The sequence below is a fragment of the Pseudomonas sp. Van50 genome (assembly GCF_055390755.1).
On sequence record NZ_AP024343.1, the window covers coordinates 2,709,390 to 2,735,393 of the forward strand.

The 26,004-nt window shown below is 68.2% G+C and carries 4 protein-coding genes; all 4 read right to left on the minus strand.

The genetic code is table 11. The features are described from left to right. Positions 1-111: 111 nt before the first annotated feature. From ACZ5M5_RS11990 to ACZ5M5_RS12005, 4 genes are read right to left on the minus strand one after another with little or no spacing between them, the layout of a single operon-like run. Positions 112-813, minus strand: coding sequence for an MFS transporter (locus ACZ5M5_RS11990; RefSeq protein ID WP_464739074.1), 702 nt, complete (start codon positions 811-813; stop codon positions 112-114). Beyond that, complete coding sequence (locus tag ACZ5M5_RS11995) at positions 803-18,616, minus strand: amino acid adenylation domain-containing protein (protein WP_464739075.1); 17,814 nt, start codon at positions 18,614-18,616, stop codon at positions 803-805. The genes ACZ5M5_RS11990 and ACZ5M5_RS11995 overlap by 11 nt, the downstream gene beginning before the upstream one ends. Continuing rightward, on the minus strand, positions 18,613-18,837 hold the full coding sequence (locus tag ACZ5M5_RS12000) for a phosphopantetheine-binding protein (RefSeq protein ID WP_464739353.1): 225 nt from the start codon (positions 18,835-18,837) through the stop codon (positions 18,613-18,615). The genes ACZ5M5_RS11995 and ACZ5M5_RS12000 overlap by 4 nt, the downstream gene beginning before the upstream one ends. Further along, the gene (locus ACZ5M5_RS12005) at positions 18,828-25,946 is read right to left on the minus strand and encodes a non-ribosomal peptide synthetase (RefSeq protein ID WP_464739076.1); all 7,119 of its coding nucleotides are present in this window, start codon (positions 25,944-25,946) and stop codon (positions 18,828-18,830) included. Before ACZ5M5_RS12005 ends, ACZ5M5_RS12000 begins: the two co-directional genes overlap by 10 nt. Positions 25,947-26,004 lie beyond the last annotated feature (58 nt).

Below are 26,004 nucleotides of genomic sequence, written 5' to 3' on the forward strand. Positions count from 1 at the left end.
GCGAGCCGCCGAGCATGCCCAGGCCACCGCAGGTCATCAGTGTGCCCAGTACCAGCACCGAGTGGCGCTCCAGTACCAGTGGCGACAACAGCGCCGAGGCCAGGCCGAGCATCAAGTGCTCCAGCCCGAGGTAGGCCAGCAACGCCCACAGCGCCGGACGCCCGCGCAGCACGGCCAGGACCACCGACGATCCGCCCTCGGCGCCGACGCGGACCTGGCCCGTGCCGCGTACGGCGCTGACGAACAGGCCGATCCAGACAAGGACGGTGGCGCATAACAGCACGGCGCCAAGGTCCAGCAACAGCACCCCGCGACCCCGACGCTGCCCAACAGCAGCGCCGCCAGGGTGGGGGCGATCAGCTGTGGCAAGCCCACCATCAACTGCATCAGGCCATTGGCCCGGCCGATCGCCTGGGGGCTGCGCAGAAGTCGCGGGATGGCCGCCTGACACACCAGCATGCGCACCACCAGGGTGCTGGAGTTCACCGCGGCGAAGGCGTACACCTGCCAGCGGTCCAGGGCGTTGGATTCGAACAGCCACCAGAGCGTCAGCGCTGCCGCGCCGCTACAGGCTTCCACGCCCAACAGCAAGGCACGCGCTTCACAGCGGTCCACCAGCCAGCCGGCCAGCGGCGCCAGCAGCAGTCCGGGCAAGGCTGACAGGGCGATGACCCAGGCGTAGTCGGTGACGCTGCCGTGTTGCTGCAGCAACCAGATCCCCAGGCTGAATGCCGCCAGGGCCGAGCCCAGGGTGGACGCGACCTGGGCGCCCCAGGCCCACAGCCAGGGGCGTAGCGAAGGTTCAATCGCCATGGTTTGGCAGTGCCTCGATCACGGGCCAATGGTGGCGCAGCAAACCGGCGAGGGCCGGCGCCGCGCGAGACTTGAGAATCGACAAATGATTGCAATCCTCGAGAACGTGCCGCCTGCAGTTAGGCGCGAACGCCTCCCAGCGTCGCGCCGGGTCGTCCGGTTCGGCGCTGTGCTGGCCAGCCTCGACCAGTACCACGGGCCCTGGGTAGGGCGGTGTTGGCTGGTACTGCGTCGCCAGGTTGGCCTGGAACACCCGCAGTGGCCCTTGCAACGCCTCGGCTCGGGCCTGCGCCGGCATCAGCCCGACCGCTTGCATGCTCGCCAGCAGTTGAATGCATTGCTCGTCGACTTCGAGGCTGGCGAGGCGGTCGATGTCCAGGCCCAGGTCGCGCCCGGCATCCATCTCCAGCAAGCCGACGTAACGAGCCAGGGCGTGGCGCGCGTCGCTGGCCAGACGCGGGCCGGGCGCGCGGCTGTCGAGCAGCACCACCGGCGCGACCAACGCGCCCTCGGCCAGCAGCTGACGGGCTACTTCGAACGCCAGCCAGCCGCCGAACGAATGGCCGAGCAGGTAATACGGGCCATCCGGCTGCTGTCTGCGGATCTCCTTCACATAGGCGCTAGCGGCCGCCTGCACCGTCCCGTGGGGCTCGCAGCGCCCATCGGAGCCGCGGGCTTGCAGGCCGATCACGTTCAAGCGCCCATCCAACTGCTGGATCAGCGGCACGAAGCTGGCGACGTTGGCCCCGGCACCGGGGATCATGAACAGGCAAGGCGCCTGCGCCGCGCCGGTCTGCAAGACAAAGCCGATACGGCCGCCGCGCGGTTCGTCGACATCCCGTCCGGCCTGGCTCAAGGCCTGCTCCAGCGCTTGGGCCAGGTGTCGCAGCGGCTCGGGGTCACGCATGATCGACCAGTGATCACCCTCGATGCGTTGCTCCACCAGATCGTTGCCCAGCAGAGCCTGCCAATCGGCCCCAAGCCCGTTCGGGCTGGACAATCCCGGCACAGGCGAAGTCGCGCTGAACAAGTGCACCGGCAGGCCCAGGGGCGCCGGCCTGTAGCGGACCATGGCGTTGCGCAGGGTCAGGTTGAGGCGGGCGCGACGGTCCAGTGCCTGGCGGTCAAAGCCGCCGGGCAGCCAGCCATGTTCCTGAGCCGTGGTGATCAGCGCATCAAGGTCGAGGCCTGCGTGCCAGGCGTCCCCCGGCTCCTGGCCGGCCCCATTGCGCCAGTGCTGCGTCAGATAAGCGAGCAGTTGCTGGCGCAGTGCGTCATCGTCCAAGTCCAGGGTCACCGCCGCGGCGCGCAGTGCGCCCGGCTGGCTGCTGTCGATCAGGCCAACGAACGCCACCGGACAATCCTCGCCTCGCAGTTGGCGTGCCATTTCATAGGCCAGCAGGCCGCCCGCCGACCAGCCGGCGAGCCGGTATGGGCCCTGGGGTTGGACCTTGCGCAGCAGCGCGATGTAACGGCTGGCGAGGGTCTCGTTGCAGATGCCTTGCTCCAGTTCGGCGGCGGCTTGCACCGCGTATATCCCCAGCGCCGGGTCGAGGTAGCGGGCCAGGCGAGCGTAGGGCAGCGCCTCGCCGGTGCCTTCGTGGATGAAGAACAGCGGAGCCCGTTGGTCCGTGCCGGCGCGGATGCACAGTAGCGCCTGCTGGTCGACGGCCTGGGCATCCAGAGGCCGCACTTCACGAGCCAGGGCCGCCAGGTCCGCGGCATTGAACAAGTCGCCCACGGACACGCCCAGGCCTTGTTCGCGCAGGGCGTCGAGCATTTGCACCAGCAGCAGTGAATGGCCGCCGAGGGCAAAGAAATTGTCCTCGCGACCCACCTGCTCGACCCCCAGCAACCGTGCCCAGAGTTGTGCCAGCAGGCTTTCCGTGGCGCCTTGGGGCGCAGCGTAGGGACGCTGTTGCAGGGCTTGCCGGTCAGGCGCGGGCAAGGCGCCGCGGTCGACCTTGCCATTGGCGGTCAACGGCCATCGTTCCAGTTGCACATAGGCGCCGGGCACCATGTGTGCTGGCAACTGTTCGGCCAATGCCAACCGCAGCGACGCAGGCTCCAACTGGCGGCCCGGTTCGGCGAGCAGATAGGCGACCAGCCGCGGATCACCGGGTTCGTCCTGGCGTGCCAGGACCCGTGCCGAACGCACGTCGTCCAGCGCCGTGAGGCGTGCTTCGATCTCCCCCAGCTCGATGCGGAAGCCGCGCACCTTAACCTGCTGGTCGTTGCGTCCCAGGTAGTACAGGGTGCCGTCGCTGCTCCAACGCGCCAAATCGCCGGTTCTGTAGAGACGCTCGCCCTCGCCACCGGCAAAGCGCGCCGGCAGGAATCGCTCGGCGTCCAGCGCTGGACGGTTGAGGTAGCCGCGGGCCAGGCCCGGCCCGGCGACGTGGAGTTCGCCCACCACGCCGCGGGGCACCAGTTCGCCCCGCTCATCGAGCAGATAGACCCGCAAGTCGGGGATCGGCCGGCCGATGGGGGCCAGTCCGGCGTGGCAGTGGGCGGCATCGATGGGCTGGTAGGTCACATGCACCGTAGTCTCGGTGATGCCGTACATGTTCACCAACTGCGTGCCCTGGCTGTCCGGGCGCTCGAACCAAGGCCGTAGCGCCGCGCCATCGAGGGCCTCGCCGCCGAAGATGATGCAGCGCAGGCGATGGGGTTCGGCGCGGGTCTGCTTCATCCAGGCGTAGAAGGCGCTGGGCGTCTGGTTGAGTACGGTGACGCCGGTTTCCACCAGCAGCCGGTAGAAGTCTTCGGGGCTGCGCGAGGTCAGGTAAGGCACCACCACCAGCCGGCCGCCATGCAGCAGCGCGCCCCAGAGCTCCCAGACCGAGAAGTCGAAGGCGTAGGAGTGGAACAGCGTCCAGACGTCTCGCTCATCGAAGCCGAACCAGGCATCGGTGGCGCTGAACAGCCGCACCACCGAGCGGTGCTCGATCATCACGCCCTTAGGCATGCCGGTCGAGCCGGAGGTGTAGATGATGTAGGCCAGGTCGCGGTCGCTGGCGTGCGGATCGGCTGCCGGATCGCTGCAGGGCAGGTCGCGCCAGCCGCCGCGATCCGGGTCCAGGGAAAGGACTTCGCAGCCGGCCGGTACGTGCAGTTCAACCGGCAGATCAGCCAGGGTCAACAGCACCCGCGGCTGGCTGTCGTCCAGCATGAAGTTCAGGCGCTGGGCCGGGTAGACCGGATCCAGCGGCACATAAGCGCCGCCGGCCTTGAGGGTCGCGAGAATGGCCATGGGCATGTCGAGGCTGCGCTCGACATGGATTGCCACGCGGCTGTCCGCGCCGACCCCCAGCCCACGCAAGCGATGGGCCAGGCGATTGGCGCGCTCGTTGAGCGCTCGATAACTGAGCCGTTGTTCACCGTACTCCACCGCAACGGCGTCCGGGCGGCGGACTGCCTGGGCCTCGAAGCGCTGGTGCAGACGCTCGCCATCGGTCGTGGGGAGCGCCACGGCGGGGTTGAAGCCATGGAGCAGTTGCTCGCGTTCGGTTTGGCTGAGCAGGTCGATGTCGGCGACCGATTGACGGTCGTCCGCGACCATCGCCCGTAGCACCGAGAGCAGCGCCTGCCAGTGGCGAGCCACGGTATCGGCGTCAAACAACGCGGTGGCGTAGTTGAAGCCGCCTTCGATCATGCCGTCCACCTCGTGCACATCCAGCGCCAGATCGAACTTGGCCGTGGTCACCGGCGCACCGACGCTTTCCAGATGCAAGCCGTTGCCCAGGTCCAGTTCGCCCGCCGGGGCGTTCTGCCAGGCCAGCATCAGTTGGAACACGGCGTTGTAGGCTTGGGAACGTGGCGGATTGAGTGCCTCGATGACCTGTTCGAACGGCAGGTCCTGGTGTTCCTGGGCGGCCAGCGCCAGGTCCCTGATCCGGGCCAGCAGGGTGTCCACCGTCGGGGCGTCGTCCACTTCGATGCACAGCGCCTGGAAGTTCACGAAGAAGCCGATCAGCGGCTCCAACTCGACCCGGTTGCGGTTGGCCACCGGCGAGCCGATGACCACCCGGTCCTGGCCCGAGAACCGGCTGACCACCACCGCCCAGGCCGTCAGCACGGTCATGTAGAGCGTGGTGCCGTGGCGCTGGCCGAGGGCCTTGAGGCCGTGGGTCAGCTCAGCGTCGATGCGCACCGGCAGGCTGGCTCCGGCGTAGTCCAGGCGCGCCGGCCGCGGCCGGTCGGTGGGCAGGACGACGCAGGTCGGTGCGTCCTGCAGGTGGCGGGTCCAGTAGGCGCGCTGGCGTTGCAGTTCGTCGCCTTGCAACCATTGGCGCTGCCAGAGGCTGTAATCACCGTATTGGCGGTCCAGGGCCGGCAGTGGATCGACCCGCCCCTGGCTGAACGCTTGATACAGGCGGGAGAACTCGTCGGTGAGGATGCCCATGGACCAGCCGTCCGAGACCAGGTGGTGCAGCGTGACGAGGACGACGTGGTCGTCGTGGTCCAGCCGCAGCAAGCTTGCGCGGATCGGCCATTGGCGCGTGAGGTCGAACGGCCGAGCGGCTTCCTCGGCGCAGATCGATTGCCAGTCCGGCGCGCCGGAGGCACTCAGGTCCAGGGTCGTCAGGGCCAGCGCTCGGGGCAAATCGATCACTTGGCGCGCCTGTCCCGCCACACTGACGAAGCGGGTACGCAGGCTTTCATGCCGCGCGACGATGCGGTCCAGCGACCTGCGCAGCGCGCCCAGATCCAAGTGCCCGCGCAAACGCAGGCCCGCGGGCATGTTGAAGGCTGCGGTGGAATCCGGATTGAGCTGCTGGATCAGCCAGAGGTTCTGCTGAGCGAACGACAGCGGCAGCGGCTGACTACGGTCACTGGCCAGCAGCGGCCCCAGGCGGCTGCGCCCGGCGTTGCCCAGGGCGGCGGCGAGCGCGTGCAGGCGCGGCTGGGCGAAGACCGCCGAGAGCGGCATTTCCAGGCCCAGTCGATGGCGCACCTTGGCCAGCAAGCGCAACGCCAGCAACGAGTGCCCACCCAGGGCAAAAAAGTCATCGTCACGACCCACTGCCTCGACCCCGAGCAGTTCGCGCCAGATCGCTGCCAGAGTGGTTTCCAGTTCGCCCTGGGGCGCGCTGTATTGACCCTGGGCGAACGCATCGGCGGGAGGCGCCGGCAAGCGCTGACGGTCGACCTTGCCGTTGGCAGTGATCGGCAGTGCCGGCAGTTGCACGAAGGCACTGGGCAGCATGTACTCGGGCAGGCGCTCGCTCAGTTGGCTACGCAGGGTCAGCGGCGAGAGAGTCTCGCTGGCGCTGTAATAGGCCACCAAGCGCGCCTGACCGCTGTCGCCCGGCAGAACAATCACCACCGATTCGCGCAGGCCGGGCAACTGATCGAGGCGACTTTCCACTTCGGCCAGTTCGACCCGGTAACCGCGGATCTTGACTTGGGAATCGTTGCGCCCCAGGTACTGCAGGGTGCCCTCGGCGGTCCAGCGTGCGAGGTCGCCGGTCTTGTACAGGCGCGCGCCGGGGGTGGTGTCGAAAGGGTGCTCGATGAAGCGCTCGGCGGTTAGCTGCGCCCGGTTCAGGTAACCCTGGGCCAGGGCCACGCCGGCGACATGCAGTTCGCCGGCCGCGCCCTGGGGTACCCATTGGCCGCTGCCGTCCAACAGGCACACCTGGGTATTGGCGATCGGCCGGCCGATCACCGGCAGGTCCGGCCAGAGCGCAGGATCACCGGACAGGGTGTGGGTGCAAACCACGTGGGTTTCGGTGGGGCCATAGTGGTTGTGCAGACGGGCCTGGGGATGAGCTTCGAACAGCGCGCGCAGGGCGCCGTTGATGCGCAGCGCTTCGCCGGCGACGATCACGTCCCGCAGCATCGGCAACGCCAGTGGCGCCTCGGCCCAACCGTCGGCCAGGGTCGCCAGGGCGATGTAGGGCAGGAACAGCCGTCCGATCCGCGCCTGCGCCAGCCATAGGGGCAGGCCGGCGAGGTCCAGGCGCTGGGTCTCGTCCAGCAGCACCAGGGTGCCCCCGGTGCCCAAGGTGGAGAAGATCTCCTGGAACGCCACGTCGAAGCCCAGCGCGGCGAATTGCAGGGTCCGCGCCGGACCGGGCAGCGCCTGGGCGGCCTGCCAGGCCAACAGGTTGCTCAAGGCCAGGTGGCCCATGGCTACGCCCTTGGGCGTTCCGGTGGAGCCGGAGGTGTACATGACGTAGGCCAGGTCATCCGGCCGCGGCGGCGCCAGTTCCGGCAGGACGGACGCCGGACCCACGGTGGCCGCCAGGCGAACCGACAGCGCTGGGCAGTGCTCGCCGAGCCTCAGGGCTTCGACGCGCTGGGCATCCCAGAGCAGCAGGCAGGGTTGGCAATCGTCGACGATAGCCTGCCGGCGGGCGATGGGCTGGCTGGGGTCCAGGGGCACGTAGGCCGCGCCGGTCTTGAGCGTGGCCAACAGGGCCAAAACCATCTCCAGGCTGCGGGGCAGGTGGATGGCGATCCGTTGGCCCGGGCCTGCGCCCAGTTCCAACAACTGCGCGGCGAGATGATTGGCCTGGCGATCGAGTTCGCCATAGCTCAAACCGCGTCCATGTAGCTCCACGGCAAGGGCCTCGGGCTGCTGCCGTGCTTGCCGTTCGAACGGCCGATGCACCCAGCCTGCTTCGGGGAACGGCGTCGGGACCGGATTGAGCTGGTGCCACAGGCGCTCGCGTTCCCGGTCGTCCACCAGCGACAGCCGCGCCACCGGCTGGCGGTCGTCCAGGCAGAGTTGGCGCAGCACATTGGCCAGGTAGTCCCAATGCCGTTGCACACTGGCGGGATCGAACAACGCGGTGGCGTAGTTCAGTCCTCCGATGATGCGTCCATCGGCCTCGTACAGTTCCAGGGACAGATCGAACGGCGCGGTGATCTGCTCACCGGCGACACTGGTCAGGCTCAGGCCATCGAGGTCCAAGGCTCCGCGTGGCGCGTTCTGCCAGGCGAACATGAGTTGGAACACGGGGCTGTGGGCCAAGGTGCGCGGCGGATTGAGCGCTTCCACCACGTGCTCGAACGGCACGTCCTGGTGCGCCTGGGCCCCCAAGGCGTGCTCGCGGACCTGGGCCAGCAATTGGCCGACATCCGGTTCCCCGCCCAGGTCGATGCACAGCGCCTGGGTGTTGACGAAAAAGCCGATCAGAGGCTCGACTTCAGCGCGGGTGCGGTTGGCCACGGGTGTCCCGATCACCACCTGCTCCTGGCCGGCCAGGCGTCCGACCACCACGGCCCAGGCGGCCAACAGGGTCATGTACAGCGAGGTGCCGTGGCGCCGGCCCAGTTCCTTGAGCGCGGCGCTGGTGGATTCATCGAGGGCGACCGCCAGGCGCGCGCCACTGAAGTCCTGGCGTGGCGGCCGCGGCCGGTCGCTGGGCAGGTCGATGCGTGCTGGTGCGTCACGCAGGTGCGCGAGCCAGTAGGCCAACTGTTCGGCACCGCGCTCGCCGGCCAGCCACTGGCGTTGCCAGGCGGCATAGTCGGCGTACTGAATCGCCAGGGCCGGCAGCGGGTCCGGGGTGCCCCGGCGAAAGGCCTTATAGAGGGCCGACAGTTCGTCTACCAGCACGCCGATGGACCAGCCGTCGGCGATGATGTGGTGCAGTGTCAGGTGCAGCACATGGCGCTGGTCCTGCTGTCGCACCAGCAGAGCCCGCAGCAAGGGCCCTTCGCTCAGGTTGAACGGTTGCGCCGCTTCGGTGGCCAGGGCCGCCCGCAGGCCGGCGTCGTCGTTGGCTTCCAGGGTCAGGCGCGAGGATCCCCAGCGTGGTTCTGGCTCGATGACCTGCCGGACTTCGCCGTCCTGTTCAACGAACAGGGTGCGCAGCACCCCATGGCGCTCGACGATCCGGGTCAGGGCCTGGTCCAGGGCGGCTTCGTCGAGTTCGCCATCCAGGGCCAGGGCGCCGCTGATGTGGTAGGCGGCGCTCGCCTGGGCGTCCAGGCGGCTGATGAACCACAGCCGCTGTTGGGCGAACGACAGCGGCCGTTCGGCAGTGTCCGGCAGTACCGGGATCGCCGTCAGGGCAGAGCGCGCCGCGCCCGCCATCAACGGGGCCAGGGCTGCAACGGTCGGGTTCGCGTACAGGGTCGCCAGGGGCAATTCCAGGCCCAGGCGCTGGCGCACCCGCGAGACCCATTGCACCGCCAGCAGTGAATGGCCGCCCAATTCGAAGAAATTGTCGTGCCGGCCGACCCGGGCGACCCCCAGCAGGTCACGCCAGATGGCGGCCATGAGGGTTTCCTGCTCACCCCGCGGAGCTTCGTAGGCCTGACTGCTCCAGGCCTCCTCGCCGGGCAGTGGCAGGGCGCCGCGGTCGAGTTTGCCGTTGGGTGTCAGCGGCAGGGTGTCCAGCGGCATGATGACCGCCGGCACCATATAGCCCGGCAGCCGGCTCGCCAGGGCGTCGCGCAGGGCCGCCGGCGCCAACGGCCCGTGGCCAGGACTGGCCACGGCGTAAGCCACCAGCGCCGGCTCGCGGCCATTGCGCGGGACTGCCAGGACTGTCGCCGCGGCCACTTGCGGCAGGGCCAACAGGGCGCTTTCGATCTCCCCCAGTTCGATGCGGAAGCCACGGATTTTGACCTGGAAGTCATTGCGCCCCAGGTAGTGGAGCTGGCCGTGGACGTCCCAGAAACCCAGGTCGCCGGTGCGGTACAGCCGCGCCCCGGGCTGGTCGCTGAAGGGGTCGGCGAGGAAGCGTTCACGGGTCAGGTCGGGTCGCCGGTGGTAGCCGCGTCCAACGCCAGCACCGCCGATGTACAGCTCGCCCGGTACGCCTACGGGCAAGCGTTGCATGGCGTCATCGAGGACGTGCACCTGGGTGTTGTCGATGGGCCGGCCGATGTGCGGGACGAAGCCCCCTTCGCGGTCCATCGCCGCCCAGGTCGAGTAGACCGTGGTCTCGGTCGGGCCATAGAGGTTGTTGACCTGGCGCACGCGGCTCTGCTCGAACAGGCGCTGCACCAGGATCCGGGGCAGCGCCTCGCCAGCCAGGTTGACGCTCTCCAACGAGTCCGCCAGGGCTTCTGCGCGCAACAGCGCATCGAGGGCCGAGGGCACCGTATTGAGCAGGCTCAGTTCCGGACGCTGGTCGAGCAGGGCGAGGGCATCGTCCACCAGCTCCAGGGTGCCGCCGCAGGACAGCGGCGCGAAGCATTCGAATACCGACAGATCGAAGTTGATCGAGGTGCTGAACAGGCTCTGGCTCAGCACTCGCGGGGTGAAACTGCCCAGGGCCCAGTCGAGGAAATTGCGCGCGTTGCGGTGTTCGATCATCACCCCCTTGGGTTGTCCGGTGGAGCCGGAGGTGTAGATCATGTAGGCCAGATGCTGGCTTTCCAGCCCCAGGGCCAGCGGCGTGTCGCTGGTCGCGGTTTCGCCGCCGCGCAGCACTTCATCGACGTTCACGCGGTGGCAATCGTCGGCCAGCGTCAGTTCCAGCGGCGCGTCGGCCAGGGTCAGCACCGCCAGCGGGGCGCTGTCGTCGAGCATGTAGGCCAGGCGCTGCGCCGGATAGGCCGGGTCCAGCGGCACGTAGGCACCGCCGGCCTTGAGTACGGCGAGCAGGGCGACGATCAGTTCCGGAGTGCGGCGCAGATGGATGCCGACCCGCGCGTCAGGTCCGACGCCCAGCGCTTGCAGGCGCCGCGCCAGGTGATTGGCCTGGCGGTCGAGCTCTGCGTAGCTGAGCCGGCGGCCCTTGCAATGCACTGCCAGGGCCTGCGGGGTCTGCCGGGCCTGGGCCTCGAAGCGCTCGTGGAGCAGGGCACGCTGGGGCTGGGGACGCGCCGTGGCGTTGAACCGGTCCAGCTGCGCGAGTTCCGCTGGCGGCAGCACATCCAGGGTCCGGGCCAGACGAAGCGGGCTACTGCCCAGGGCTTGCACCAGGCTGGTGAGGGCGTGTTCCAGAAACCCCAAGGCCCGTTGCGCACCCACCGAGCCGGCAATCTGCGCGGTGATGCCAAAGCCCTGACCGAGGTCGTCCACCGAGAAAGTGAAGGGGTAATTCGTGCGCTCGGCGGTGCCCAGCACCTGCATGCCCGCGACGCTCTGGTGGGGCATGTCCTCCAGGCTGTAGCGAAAATTCAGCAACGCGCAAAACAGCGGCGTCCCTGCCGGCACGCCACTGCAGCGCTGGGCCAGCGTCAGCGGCGCGTGCTCATGCTCAAGCAGGTCCAGCAGCGCCTGATGGGTGCGCTGCAGGCTGTCGATTACCGAAGTCTGGGCGAAGCCGATGCGCAGCGGCAGGGTGTTGATGAACACCCCCAAGGCCTGGTCCGCCCCCTCGATCCCCTGCAGACGACCCAGCAACACGGTGCCGAACACCACGTCGGCGCGGCCCGTGGCCTTGCCCAATACCAACGCCATGGCCAGGTGGAACAGGCTGGCGACGTTCACCTGGTGGTGGCGCGCCGTTTGCCGCAGGGCCAGCGCCAGCGTCGGGTCGAGGACGCTCCGGGCTTCGTCCAGGGTACCGGTATTCTGCACGTCCAGCAGGCCGAAGGGCGCGGTGGGTTCGCTGACATCCGCCAGCATGGCTTCGAAAAACCGTTGTTGGCGGGCGCTGTCCTGGCTGTGCCGGGCGTGGGCAACAAAGGCCCGGAACGGCACCGGCTCGCGCAGTTGCGCGGCGCGACCCTGCTGGATCAGCACGATTTCCTCGACCATCCGCTCCAAGGTGGTGTGGTCCAGCACCAGGTGATGGTGCAGCACTTGCAGCAGCCAGCGTTGCCCGGCGGCGTCAAAGGCCTTGACGACCCGCAGCAGGGGCGCCTGGCGGATATCCAGGCGGCGCTGCCGTGGATTGGTGTGCGCCTGCAACTGGGCGAGGGCGTCGGCCTCGGTGATAGGCAGCACCTCGATGGGCAGTGGCGCGTCACGCCAGACTACCTGCACTGGCTGTTCCAGCCCCTCCCAGGCCAAGGCGGTACGCAGGATGTCGTGGCGGGCGATGACCTGTTGCAGCGTCTGGCAAAAACCGTCCAAGCCGGCTTCGTCGTCGAAGGCCAGGGTGGTGTGCAGCAGGTAGGTGTCACCTTCTTCCTGCAGCAAGTAGTGGAAGAACAAGCCTTCTTGCAAAGGCGCCAGGGGGTAGATGTCCTGCACGTTGGCGGCGCCACCTTCGACCTGGGCAACAATGGCGTCGATCTGCGCCTGGGGCAGCTCCACCAAGGGCAGCAGCTCAGGGACGATACGGCTGCAGCCGGCAGGTATCGTCGCCTGCAGTGATGCAAGTTCAAGACCCGGGAGCGCAGGACGCAGTGCCAGGCAGTCGGCCAGCGCGGCGACACTGGGGGCGCCGAACAGCGTGCGTACATCCAGCGGCCAGCCCTGTACCCGCAGCTGTTCCACCAGTTGCACCGCCAGCAACGAATGCCCGCCGAGGGCGAAGAAGTTGTCCTGCCGACCGACTCGCGGCACCCCGAGGACCTCGGCCCACAACTCGGCGAGTCGGGTTTCCACTGGCCCTTGGGGCGCTTCGTAGCAGTGCAGGGCGAAATGCTGTTCGTCGGGCTCGGGCAGGGCGTGGCGGTCGAGCTTGCCGTTGGCGGTCAGCGCGAAACCGTCCACCTGGACGAAAGCCGCCGGCAGCATGTAGTCCGGCAGCACGGCTGCCAGGCGGGCGCGCAGGGCGTTGGGTTCTTGCGCCTCGGTGGCGCTGAAGTAGGCCAGCAGGCGCTGCTGGGCATCGGCCAGCACCAGCGCCTCGTCGATCCCCGGCAGGGCCTTGAGCTGGGCTTCGATTTCCCCCAACTCGATGCGAAAGCCACGGATCTTCACCTGGAAATCATTGCGGCCCAGAAACAGCAGCACGCCGTCGGCGCGCCAGCGCACCAGGTCGCCAGTGCGGTACAAGCGTGCCCTGGGCGCCTGGCTGAAGGGGTTGGCGACGAAGCGTTCTTCGCTCAGTCGGGGTTGGTTCAGGTACCCCAGGGCGAGCCCATCACCACCGACGTAGAGCTCGCCGGCCACCCCAATCGGCACTGGACGGCGCTGTTCATCCAGCACATAGACCTGGGTGTTGCCCACGGGCCGGCCGATGGGAATGTCACCGGCCAATGCATCCGCGAGGGTGATGGCGTGAGTGGTGGTGAAAGTGGTGTTTTCCGTCGGCCCGTAGCCGTTGAGCAAGTGCTGGGGTGGCGAATGGCGCAGGACCTTTTCGATGCGCCGCGGATCGAGCACGTCGCCGCCGACCATCAGGTAGCGCAGCGCGCCGAAGGCCGGCGCCAGGGCCTCGGCGTACTGATGGAACAGCCCGGCGGTGAGCCAGAGCACGCTGACTTCGTGGTGCAGCAGGTGCTCGTTGAAGCGGGCCGCGTCCAGCAGGGTTTCCCTGGGGCAGACCACCAGGCAGCCGCCGTTGAGCAGTGCGCCCCAGATCTCCAGGGTACTGGCGTCGAAGGCCGGATTGGCGGCGAGGGCGAAGCGATCCTGGGCGGTGAACTCGGCGAAGCCGTTGTTGCGCACCAGCCGGGTGATGGCGCGGTGCGGCACCTGCACACCCTTGGGGGTTCCGGTGGAGCCGGAGGTGTACATGATGTAGGCCGGTGCTTCGCTCGACACTGTCACAGGCTGACGCGGCGGGGTGGGGTCGTCCGCGGTCGCAAGGCGATCCCAGGGGCACAAGATCTGGTAGCCGGTACCTTGCACCGACGCGTCCGGGGTTTCACAGAGCAGCCAGGCGCTGGCACAGTCGTCCAGCAACGCGCGTTGACGCTGCGGCGGGGTGGCGGTGTCGATGGGCACGTAGGTCGCGCCGTTTTTCAGGATCGCCAGGACCGCCGTGACCAAGCGCGGGCCGCGCGCAAGGCTCAGGGCGACCCGGGCGCCCGGGGTGACGCCGTGCTCGGCCAACCAGTGCGCCAGCTGCTCGGCCTGTTGGTCGAGCTGGCGGTAACTGAGCAAGTGGTCGCCGTCCTGCACCGCGGTGGCGTCGGGCCGGCGCTGGGCCTGGGCCTCGAACAGACGGTGCAGGGGCTCGTCGGCAGGGTAATCGCGGGTGGTTTCATTGAATCCGTGGAGCACCTGCCGACGTTCGTCCGCGCCGAGGATCGACAGCGCCTGGAGCGGCAACTGGTCGTTCTCGGCCATCGCCTGCAACGTGGCGCACAGCGCCTGCCAGTGACGCTCCACGGTGCCGGGGTCGAACAGCGCCGTGGCGTAGGTCAGCCGACCGCCGATCGCGCCATCGCGCTCATACAGGTTCAGGGTCAGGTCGAACTTGGCGCTGTCCTCATCGGTGGGCAGCGGGGTCACTTCCAGGTCGCCCAGGGCCAGGCTCGGCTGCGGAGCATTCTGCCAGGCCAGCATGACCTGGAAGATCGGACTGTGAGCCAACGAACGCGACGGGTTCAAGGCTTCCACCAATTGCTCGAAAGCCAGCTCCTGATGGGCCTGGGCATCCAGCGCGGTGCGCCGTACCTGGGCCAGCAGCTCGCCGACCTGGCTGACCCGGTCGAGGCGCACCCGCAACGCCTGGGTGTTGACGAAGAAGCCGATCAGCGGCTCGACCTCGGCACGGGTGCGATTTGCCAGCACCGAGCCGATGACCAGGTCATCCTGACCCGACAACCGACCAAGGACCACCGACCAGGCGGCCAGCACGGTCATGAACAACGTCGTGCCGTGGCGTTCGTTCAAGTGCTTGAGGGACCGCACCAGTGCGGCGTCGATGCTCAGCTCCAGGCTGGCTCCGGTGAAGTCCTGTCGGGCCGGGCGCGGCCGGTCCAGGGCCAGGTTCAACGAAGGGGGCGCGTCGGCCAGTTGGGTGCGCCAGTAGTTCAGTTGCTCAGCGATGCGTTGCGCCTGTCGTGGGGAGCGTTGCCACAGGGCGTAGTCGGCGTACTGGATGGCCAGCGGTGGCAACGGATCGGCTTGCCCCCGGCTGAAAGCCCGGTACAGCTCGCTCAACTCTCGGGTCAGCACGCCCAGGGACCAGGCGTCGCCGACAATGTGGTGCAAGGTCACCAGCAGGACGTGTTCCTGCTCGGCCAGGCGCAACAGGCGGGTGCGAAACAGCGGGCCGCCGGCCAGATCGAAAGGCGCCTGGGCTTCAGCGGTGTAATGGGCCTGCAACTGGGCTGGCGACTGATCCCGCAGGTCGTGGCATGGCATCAGCAGCGAATGCCCAGGATCCACCACCTGACACGGCTCGCCACCGTCGGACACAAAACGGCTGCGCAAGGCTTCGTGCCGCTCGACGATGCGCGCCAGCGCGGCGCCCAGGGCCGCGTCATTCAGCTCACCGCGCAGCCGCAGGCCTCCGGCCATGTGGTAGGCCGCGCTGGCCTGGGCATCCAGGTGCGCGATGAACCATAGGCGTTGTTGGGCAAACGACAACGGCAGCCGCGCCGGCCGTGGACCGGCCGGGATCGGCGCCGCGCCGTGGAGCCCGGCCGCGCCCAGGGCTTCGATGGCCCGTGCCTGGCGTTGCAGCGTCGGGTGATCGAACACACTGGCCAAGGGCAGTTCGACGCGCAATTGCTGACGCAGTTGGGAGACCAATTGCACCGCCAGCAGAGAGTGGCCACCGGCCTGGAAAAAATGCTCGTCGCGGCCGATCCGCGGCCGGCCCAACAGGCGCCCCCAGATCGTCGCCAGTTGGTTCTCCAGCGGCCCCATGGGCGCTTCGAAGTGTCCGCTGGCGGCCTGTTCCGGTGCCGGCAGCGCGCTGCGATCGAGCTTGCCGTTGGGCGTCAGTGGCAGGGCGGGCAGGGCCACGTAGGCGCTGGGTTGCATGTACTCGGGCAGTACCGCCGCCAGGGCGTCGCGCAGTATCGCCTCGTCAGGCGCCGCTTCCGGCTGGGCCACCCAATACGCCACCAGCCGCGCATCGCCGCTTGGCTCCTGACGAGCCACGACCACCGCGTGCTGCACCCCCGGAACACGTGCCAGGGCGCTTTCGATCTCGCCCAGTTCGATACGATAGCCGCGCACCTTGACCTGGAAGTCGTTGCGCCCCAGGTAGAGCAGTTGCCCATCCCCGGTCCAGCGACCAAGGTCGCCGGTGCGGTACATCCGCGCGCCGGGCTGGGCTGCGAACGGGTCCGGGAGGAAACGTTCCTCGGTCAGCGCCGGCCGGTTCAGGTAACCCCGAGCGACACCGGCGCCGCCGATGTACAGCTCGCCCACCACGCCATGGGGCACCAGTTGCCGGTGCCCATCGAGCAGGTAGACCTGGGTGTTGTCCAGCGGCCGACCGATGCCCGGCACAAAGCCTTCGGCGCGGTCCATCGAGACCCAGGTCGAATAGGTGGTGGTTTCCGATGGTCCATACAGGTTGCACAGGCGCTGCACGTCACTGTGGTCGAAGATCCTTTGCACCAGGCCCTGCTTGAGTGGTTCGCCGGCCAGGTTGACCACTCGCGTCGAGGCCGGGATCGCCGCGGCCCCCACCAGCGCATCGAGCGCCGAGGGCACGCTGTTGATCAGGGTGACTGGCACTGGACGGTCGAGCAGGGCCAGGGCATTGGTGGCCAGGTGCAGGGTCGCACCGGCGGCCAAGGGCACGAAATACTCGAAGACCGCCAGGTCGAAGTTGATCGAGGTGGCGAACAGGCTGTCTCGCAGGCTTTCGGCATTGAAGGTGCGCAGCGCCCAGTGCAACAGGTTGCAAGCATTGCGGTGCTCGATCATCACGCCCTTGGGCAGGCCGGTGGAACCCGACGTATAGATCACGTAGGCCAGGTGCGCGCCAGTCAGGCCCAGGCGCGCCGGGTCCGGGTTGTCGGCCGGCTGCTCGGCCAGACGGGCCTGGGTCTGCGGATCATCCAGGCACAGGGCGGTGCAACCCGCCGGCGCCGTCACGCTGGCTTGCAGTGCGGTGGTCGTCAGCAACGCCTGGGGCGCGCTGTCTTCGAGCATGTGCGACAGCCGCTCGCGCGGGTACGCCGGGTCCAGCGGCACATAGGCCGCGCCGGCCTTGAGGATGCCGAGCAGGGCGACCAGCAGATGCGGGCCACGCTCCAGGCAGATCGCTACCCGGCTGTCCGGCTGCACGCCGGCGCCCAGCAACAGGTGGGCAAGGCGATTGGCCTGGGCGTTGAGCGCTCCATAGGTCAACGGACTGGCGCCATCGGCCGCGTCGAAACGTGCGGCGATGGCCTGGGGCTGGTGTTCGGCCTGACGTTCCAGGGCCAGGTGCAACAGGTCCCGCTCGGGCAGCGGCCGGGCAGTAGCGTTGAACGTGCGCAGCAGTTGCTCACGCTCCGCCGCCGGGAGTATCGAAAGATGGCAGGCCAGGCGCTGGGGTGTACCTTCCAGCGCGTCGAGCAGGTTATCCAGGGCCGTTTGCAGCCAGCCAAGCACCGGGGCCGCGCCCACCAGGGGATCGATTTGCAGGCTCAGCGAAAACCCATCGCCCAGGTCGTCGACCGACAAGTTGAAGGGATAGTTGGTGCGTTCCTCACCGCCCAGAACCTGCATGCCATCGAGCACCGCAGCAGGCCCCTGGGCCGTGCTGTGCCGGTAGTTGAGCAGCGCCGAGAACAGCGCCGTGCCGTTGGGCAGCGCGCTGCAGCGTTGGGCCAGGCCCAAGGGCGCGTGCTCATGGGCGATCAACCGGCTGAGTAACCCATGGGTGTCGCGCAGCGCCTGCCTCACCGGCACCGCCAGGCGCACCCGCAACGGCAACGTATTGATGAACAGGCCCATGGCGGTGGCTGCTTCGGCGGCGCCCAGCAGGCGACCGAACATCACCGTGCCGAACACCACGTCGTCACGGCCGCTGGTCTTGCCCAGCACCAGGGCCCAGGCCAGATGGAACAGGCTGGCGCTGCTGACTTCCAGGCGGCGCGACAGTTCGCGGATGCGCCGGCTCAGATCCAGCGCCAGCGGCGCTTCCAGGGTCTGCACCTGGCTGCCGTCGCCGCGCACATCGAGCAGCCCGCAGGGCGCGGTGGGCTCGTCGATATCGCCAAGCAGCTCGGTGAAGAATGCTGCGTGTTGCGCTTCGCTCAGGCCCTGGCGGGCGCGCACCACGAAATCACGGAACGGGCGTGGCGGTTGCAAGTCGGCCAGGCGGCCCTGCTGGATCGCCGCGACCTCGCTCACCAGCCGCTCCAGCGATGTATGGTCCATCACCGCATGGTGGTGCAGCAGTTGCAGCAGCCAGCGACCGTTTGCCGGATCCGCTGCAGCCACCGCGCGCATCAGGGGTGCCTGGCGCAGGTCCAACCGATGCTCCCTGGGATCGGTCCAGGTGCGCAACGCGGTGGCCACGTCGCCCGCGGGCGGGCTGAACAATTCCAGCGTCAGCGGGGCCTGACGCCACACCACCTGGACCGGCGCATCGAGACCTTCCCAGGCCAGCGCGGTGCGCAGGATGTCGTGGCGGGCGATGGCCTGGTTGAGGGCATCCATGAAGCGACGCAGGCGCGGTTCGTCATCGAAGGCCAGTAGCACGTGCAGCAGGTAGGTATCGCCACGCTCCTGGAGCAGGTGGTGGAAGAGGATGCCGGCCTGCAGGGGCACCAGCGGGTAGATGTCCTGGATATTGGCGGCACCGCCCGGAACGCTGGCGACGATGCCCTCGATCTGAGTCGCGTCGAGCTGGCAGAGTTCGAGAAGCGCTGGGGTGATGGCGGTGGTGCCCGCCGGCAGTCCGCTGGTGCCGGCGGGCTGCGCCGCGGGCTGGCGCAGGGCTTCGATCAGCGCCGGCTTGTGGCTGCGCAGGAGGGCGATCAACTCCTGGTCGGCCAGCACTTCATCGTCGGCCACCACCGAGAGTTGGTCGCCGCGCAACGACAGGGTCACGCCGCGGTGTTTGAGCAGAGCCAGCAATTGATCCGCAGTCACAGGAGCAGTTCCTTCAATGGAGTAGTGGCCGCGGCCAGACCGGCAAGGGTCGGTGCGGTGAACAATTGGCTGATGTCGACCCGCAGGTGGTGCTGGCGCATGCGCTCCACCAGCCCCATGGCAATCAGCGAGTGGCCGCCGAGGGCGAAGAAATTGTCGTGCCGGCTGACCCGCTCGACGTTCAGCAGCTCGCACCAGATGGCCGCCAGGGCTATCTCGATGTCGCCTTGGGGGCTTCGTAACGGGTTTGCACGTACGCCTGGGCGTCGGGTTCGGGCAGGGCATTGCGGTCGAGCTTGCCGTTGGAAGTCAACGGCAGGCTATCCAGGCGCACATAGGCGCTGGGCAGCATCGACTCGGGCAAGCGTTCGCCCAGGGCCGTCCGCGCCTGTGCCGGCGTCGGTGGCGCGTCGCCCAGCAGGTACGCGATCAGTCGGGCCACGCCATGGCGATCGGGACGACCGACCACCACCGCTTGCCGAACACCGGGCAGCGCCAACAGATGGCTTTCGATTTCCCCCAGCTCGATGCGGTGCCCATGGATCTTCACTTGGAAGTCGGTGCGGCCAAGGTAGCTGAGGCTGCCATCAAGCTCCCAGCGACCGAGGTCGCCGGTGCGGTACAGCCGCGCGCCGGGCTGGAGCGAGAACGGGTCGGCGATGAACCGCTCCCGGGTTAGCGCCTCGCGCTGCCAGTAGCCACGGGCCAGGCCTTGGCCGCCAATGTGGATTTCACCCACCACCCCCAGCGGTGCGCGCCGATCATGATGATCGAGCACGTGCACCTGAGTATTGGGCAGGGGCTGGCCAAGGCTGGGCAGCGGATGCTGATCCAGCCAGGCGCTGGTGGTGTCGACCGTGCATTCGGTCGGGCCGTAGACGTTCAGCACCCGCACGCCGGGTTCGCCGGCCAGTTGCTGCCAGAGCTCTGCGGGGACGGCCTCGCCGCCGAGCAGCAGGCGGCGGGGCAACGGCTGGGGCAGGGCCAGCGTCTGGCGATGCTTGAGCAGCGCCTGCAACTGGGTCGGGGTGCAGTCGAATAGGGTTACCTGCTGGCTCTGCAGGTAATCGAGCAGGGCCGCCGCGTCCAGGCGCACGCGTTTTGGAATCAACACCAGGCAGTGGCCGCTCAGCCACTGACACAACTGCTGGACCGAGGCGTCGAAGGCCACCGAGGCGTTGAGCGAGCAGCGCGTACCCGCCGGCAGGTCAGCCAGACGCTGGTGCAACCCGGCCCAGAGGTTGAGCACCGAGCGGTGCTCGACCATGACGCCCTTGGGCTGGCCGGTGGAGCCTGAGGTGTAGATCAGATAGGCGAGGTCGCTGGGCTGGGTGCCGATGTCCGGATCGTCGGTTGCGGCCTGCTGCCAGACGGCACCAACGGCATCCAGGCAGATCAGCGGCCCGGCGTCGAATGTCGGCAGCCCCTCGCGCACTCGCTCCTGGGTGAGCAGCGCCGCCGGAGCGCTGTCTTGCAGCATGAAGGCCAGCCGCGGAGCCGGATAATCAGGGTCCAGCGGCACATAGGCGCAGCCGGCTTTCCACACCGCCAGCAAGGCGATCGCCAGGTGCGCTTCGCGGTCCAGGCACACCGCGACCCGTTGCCCGGGCCGTACGCCCTGGTCCAGCAAGTGATGGGCCAGGCGGTTGGCCTGTTCGTCGAGCTGTCGAAAGCTCAGTTGGCGGTGCTCGTCGATCAGCGCAAGGACGTCGGGGTGGCGAGCGGCCTGCTCGGCGAAGCGCCCGTGCAGGGTGCCGTCGGGCGCTGACACGGACAGCACTGGATTGAGGCGATTCAACCGGGCCTGCTCGGCGGCGGGTAATACGTCCAATGACTGGATGTGCCCATCGTCGGTCTGTTCCAGCGCTTCAACCAGGGTGTGCAGGGCCGCCAGCATGAAGCCCAGCAGCCGTTCCGGCGCATGGTCGGGGTGGGTCTGGGCGGTCAGCTGGAAACCTTCGCCCAGATCGTCCACCGCCAGGTTGAAGGGGTAATGGGTTCGCTCCTCGCTGTGCAGCAGGGTCATGCCGGGCATGGCCTGGTGCACATTGGCCTGGCCGGCATGGCTGTAGCGGTAATTGAACAAGGCGCTGAACAACGCCGTCCCCGGCGCTACCGCGCTGCAACGCTGGGCCAGGGCCAGCGGGGTCTGCTCGTGGCAGAGCAGACCGTTGAGGGTGTCCTGGACCTGCCGCAGGATGGCGTGGACGCCGCCGTCCAGGCGTACTCGCAGTGGAAGGGTGTTGATGAACAGGCCCAAGGTCCGGTCGGCGTGGGCGCCGGCCTGCAGGCGGCCGAACAGTACCGTGCCAAAGACCACATCGTCGCGCCCACTCAGGCGCCCCAGCGTCAGGGCCCAGGCCAGGTGGCAGACACTCGCCGGGCTCACCCCGTGGGCTTCGGCCTGGCGACGCAGGCGGCGCGCCAGCTCCGGTGCCAGCGGCTGCTGGTGTTCCAGGGCCTGCCAGCGGGGATCGGTTTGCAGGTCAAGGTCGAAGGGCAGGGTGGGTTCATCCAGATCGCCCAACTGCTCGCTGAAAAAAGCGCGGGCGGCGGCCACCGCTTCTGGTCGCCGGGCCTGGGCCACCAAGGCTCGGGTGCTGGTGGGCGGCGGCAGGTCCGCCGGGCGTCCGCCCTCGATCAGGGCGATCTCTTCGATCATCAATTCCAGGGAGGTGTGATCGACCACCACGTGGTGATGCAACAGCAGCAACAGCCAGCGTTCCTGCGCCGGGTCAAAGGCCACCCGGGCCTCGATCAGTGGGGCCTGTCGCAGGTCGAGGCGGTAGTGGCGCGGGTCGGCACTGGCCTGTAGCCGCGCCGCGATATCGTCACCCTCCAGCGCCAGACGCCGAGGCGTGAACGCGACCTGCCGCAGCACCACCTGCACGGGTTCCTCCAGGTCCTCCCAGAGCACCAGGGTGCGCAGCGCGTCGTGCCGGCCGATGACCTGGCCCAGCGCCGCGCAGAAACGTTGCAGGCGCGCCTCGTCGGTAAAGGCCAGCAGGCTGCGCAGCACATAACGATCGCCCTCGCGCTGGGCGCGGTGGTGATAGAGCATGCCCTCCTGCAAGGGGCCCAATGGATAAATGTCCTGGATATTGCCGGCGCCGCCGGGCACTCGCGCCGCGATCAGGTCGATCTGTGCCTGGGGAAGGGTCACCAGATCCAGCATCTGCGGGCTGATGCGGGCGCACGGGGTTGGGATGGCGCTTACGCTTGGTGCCGGCGCCGGAACACTGGCCAGGTTTTCCAGGCGCAGGGCCTGGGCGGCCAGTGTCGAGCGTTCGAACACGCTGCGTATGTCCAGGTCCCAGCCATTGCGACGCAACTGTTCGAGTAATTGCACCGCCAGCAACGAATGCCCACCAAGGCTGAAGAAGTCGTCGTCACGGCTGATTTCCGAGACGCCCAGCACCTGGGTCCAGATGGCCGCCAGCCGCCGTTCGGTGTCCCCTTGCGGCGCCTGCCTGACGGCACTGCTGGCCTGTGCCTCGGGCAGCGGCAGGGCCTGGCGATCAAGTTTGCCGTTGGGTGTCAGTGGCAGCTGCTGCAGGGCGACGCAGGCGCTGGGCAGCATATAGTCCGGCAAGCGACTTTCCAGATAGGCGCGTACTTCAGCCAAGTCCGGAACGGGCGTGGTCGAGACCTGCGCTATCAGATAGGCCACCAACCGCGGATCACCGGCAGGGCCAGGCTGCGCCAGCACCACCGCTTCGCGCACCGCCGGCATGCCCAGCAACTGCGTTTCGATCTCCCCGAGTTCGATGCGGAACCCGCGTACCTTGACCTGGAAATCGTTGCGTCCCAGGTAATCCAGCGAACCATCGGCCCGCCAGCGCCCCAGGTCACCGGTGCGGTACATGCGCGCCTGGGGATCGTCGACGAAGGGGTCGGACAAAAAGCGCTCTTGGGTCAGCTCGGCACGATTGAGATAACCCCGCGCCACGCCTGCTCCGCCGATGTAGATCTCACCGGCCACGCCCAACGGCACCGGCTGGCGATGACGGTCGAGCAGGTAGACACGGGTGTTGTCCAAGGGCCGGCCGATGCCGGGCCGGTAGCCCCCGGCACGGTCCATCGACAGCCAGGTGGAATAGGTGGTGGTTTCCGTTGGCCCATAGAGATTGCAGACCCGTTGCGTCGCACTGCGGGCGAACAATTGTTCCACCAGTCGCGGCTTGAGCGGTTCGCCCGCCAGGTTGACCACCCGGGTGCTGTCCGGGACGGCGCCGACCCTGACCAGTTCTTCCACCGCCGAGGGTACGCTGTTGATCAGCGACACCGGGCAGGGGCGGGCCACCAACGCCAGGGCGTTCTCCACCAGGTGCAGGGTCGCGCCGGCGGCGAGAGGGACGAAGCATTCGAAGACCGCCAGGTCGAAGTTGATCGACGTGGCGAACAGGCTGCGGCGCCATTCCTCGGCGTCGAAGCTGCGTAGCGCCCAATGCAGCAAGTTGCAGGCGTTGCGGTGCTCGATCATCACGCCCTTGGGTAGGCCGGTGGAGCCCGAGGTGTAGATGACGTAGGCCAGGTGCGCTGGGCCCAGGTCCGCAACCCTGGGGTTTTCCGTGGGCAGGGTCGCCAACCGGTCCCGCAACTGCGCTGCATCCAGGCGCCAGCATTCGACCGCCGTGGCCGGTAACCCACTGGCCACGGCCTGGCTGCTCAGGACCAGCCGGGGTGCGCAGTCTTCGAGCATGTGCGCAAGACGCGCCGGCGGGTAGTTGGGGTCCAGCGGTACGTAGGCCGCGCCGGCCTTCAAGGTGGCGAGCAGGGCGACCAACAGGTCTGGACCACGTTGCAGGCTGATCGCTACCCGGTCATCGGGGCGCACCCCGGCCATCAGCAGGGCGTGGGCCAACTGGTTCGCCTGCTGGTTAAGCTGGGCATAGCTGAGCTGGGCTCCCGCGACCGTTTCGAACTGCGCCGCCACGGCGTCGGGATGCAGTGCCGCCTGCCGCTCGAAGGGCTGGTGCAGCAGGGTGTCCCGTGGATGCGCCTGCCGTGTGGCGTTGAACCCTTCCAGCAGTTGCTGGCGTTGCTCCCGAGGTAGGATGTCCAAGGCACAGGCACGGGTGGCCGGAGCGGTTTCCAGGGTCTGGGCAACTACCTCCAGGGCCCGAATCATTTGCGCAAGGACCGCGTCGACGCAGACTGAACGATGGACCTGTCCGGTCAGGGCAAAGCCTTCGCCGAGGTCATCGATGGACAGGCAGAACGGGTAGTTGCTGCGCTCCTCGCTGCCCAGCAGGCGCACCCCGGGCAGGTCGAACTCTGGGCGGGCCGAGCGTTGTGCCTGGCTGTGGCGAAAGTTCAGCAGCGCTGAGAACAACGCCGCCTGGGTGGGCAGCGCCGTGCAACGTTGGGCCAGGGCCAGCGGCGCGTGTTCATGGGCGAGCAGTTCGGTCAGTCGTCCATGGGTCTGGCGCAAGGCGCTATACAGAGGCATGTCGAGGTCGATGCGCAGGGGCAGGGTATTGATGAACAGCCCCAGGGCCTGCTCCACCTGCTGGCCGGCACTGAAGCGGCCGAACAGCACCGTGCCGAAGACCACGTCGTCGCGGCCGCTGGCCTTGCCGACCACCATGGCCCAGGCCAGGTGGAACAGGCTCGCGACGCCCACCGCCTGGGTCTTGGCCAGTTGCCGCAGGCGGCGGGCCAGGGCGGGGTCGAGTGAGCGCTGGGCCTCACGGTTGTCGCGGCCGGAACCCTGGATGTCGTGCAGCGCGTAGGGCAGGGTCGGTTCGTCGAGCGTGCCGAGCAGCCGCTGGAAATAGGCCTCGGCGCTGGCCTGGCGCCGGTGCTCGCGGGCCTGGGCGACGAACCGGCGAAACGCCACGGTCGGAGGCAGCGGATGCTCCGGATCTTGCATCAAGGTGCGGACTTCGCCGAACAACAGCACCAGGGTGGCGTGGTCGATGGCCAGGTGGTGGTGGACCAACTGCAACTGCCATTGGCCGCTGGGCATGTCGAAGCGCACGTAGGCCTGGGCCAGGGGCGCGCGGCGGATGTCCAGGGGCTGTTCGGCGAAGGCGTCGCATGCCGCCAGCCAGACCACCGGCAGGGGCGCCTCGCGCCAGACCACTTGCACCGGCTCGTCCAGGCCTTCCCAGAGCACGGCGCTGCGCAGGATGTCATGGCGGGCGATTACCTGATCGAAGGCGGCGATGAAGGCGTCCAGCAGTGGGCGGCTGTCGAAGGCCAGCGTCGCGCGTAACAGGTAGGCATCGTCAGTCGGTTGCAGCAGGTGCTGGAACAGCAAGCCTTCCTGCAGGGGCGCCAGGGGGTAGATGTCCTGCACGTTGGCGGCGCCGCCTTCCACCGCCGTCACGATCAGGTCGACCTGAGGCTGTGGCAGGTTGAGCAACGGCAGCATGGCCGGGGTGATGCGTTTGCAGTCCGGCGCGATGGCGGGTGCCTCAGGCAGCGCCTGTGATTTGGCCGGACCCAGCGGGTTCTCCAGCAGCAATGCGAGATTGAGCAGGTTCGCCGCGCTGAACAAGGTCCCCACGTCCAACTGCCAGCCTTCGGCCCGCAACTGCTCGACCATCTGCACCGCCAGTAACGAATGCCCGCCGAGGGCGAAGAAGTTGTCCTGCCGACCGACTCGCGGCACGCCGAGGACCTCGGCCCACAACTCGGCGAGTCGGGTTTCCACTGGCCCTTGGGGCGCTTCGTAGCAGTGCAGGGCGAAATGCTGTTCGTCGGGCTCGGGCAGGGCGTGGCGGTCGAGCTTGCCGTTGGCGGTCAGCGCGAAACCGTCCACCTGGACGAAAGCTGCCGGCAGCATGTAGTCCGGCAGCACGGCTGCCAGGCGGGCGCGCAGGGCGTTGGGCTCTTGCGCTTCGGTGGCGCTGAAGTAGGCCAGCAGGCGCTGCTGGGCATCGGCCAGCACCAGCGCCTCGCTCATTCCCGGCAGGGCCTTGAGCTGGGCTTCGATTTCCCCCAACTCGATGCGAAAGCCACGGATCTTCACCTGGAAATCATTACGGCCCAGAAACAGCAGCACGCCGTCTGCGCGCCAGCGCACCAGGTCGCCGGTGCGGTACAAGCGTGCCCCGGGCGCCTGGCTGAAGGGGTTGGCGACGAAGCGTTCTTCGCTCAGTCGGGGTTGGTTCAGGTACCCCAGGGCCAAGCCATCACCACCGACGTAGAGCTCGCCGGCCACCCCAATCGGCACTGGGCGGCGCTGTTCATCCAGCACATAGACCTGGGTGTTGCCCACGGGCCGGCCGATGGGAATGTCACCGGCCAATGCATCCGCGAGGGTGATGGCGTGAGTGGTGGTGAAAGTGGTGTTTTCCGTCGGCCCGTAGCCGTTGAGCAAGTGCTGGGGGGCGAATGGCGCAGGACCTTTTCGATGCGCCGCGGATCGAGCACGTCTC

Excerpts from the sequence above, each read along its gene's own strand:
- ACZ5M5_RS11990 (WP_464739074.1), bottom strand. The coding sequence starts at position 813 with ATGGCGATTGAACCTTCGCTACGCCCCTGGCTGTGGGCCTGGGGCGCC.